Raw genomic sequence first — 386 nt, forward strand, 5'->3', positions numbered from 1 at the left:
CCATTTGCATCACTCATATACACACTGAGCGACTTATCCGCCACTTTCGATGCCAGCAATAATGATGAAGCAGTATCACTACCACTACATTTCCATGAAGACATTCCTGATAATTTAAATGCAAACTGTTTCTTTCCTGTACTATCTTTACAACTATTATGTTCAGCCATTAACGCACTAACTTTACCTGCACATGCTATGTCAGCAGCATGCACATTTGCTGTGATTAATAAAAAAGCTACGACGATAATCTTTAAGAACTTCACTTTTTACACTCTTTTCGTAAGTAGAACTTGCCTAAAACAAGTTCATATTTAATGTACTTCCTCGACAATGAAGCGGCACAGTTTTTTGTGATTGATCAGCTTCTATCATCAACCTATTTT

At 36.3% G+C, this 386-nt stretch carries 1 protein-coding gene; it reads right to left on the reverse strand.

All coding sequences use genetic code 11. From position 1 onward, the window contains the following. Positions 1-266 (reverse strand): hypothetical protein (locus A3761_RS22540; protein WP_156492041.1); only part of this gene is annotated, 266 nt, incomplete at its 3' end. Positions 267-386 lie beyond the last annotated feature (120 nt).

It is taken from the genome of Oleiphilus sp. HI0123 (assembly GCF_001635315.1).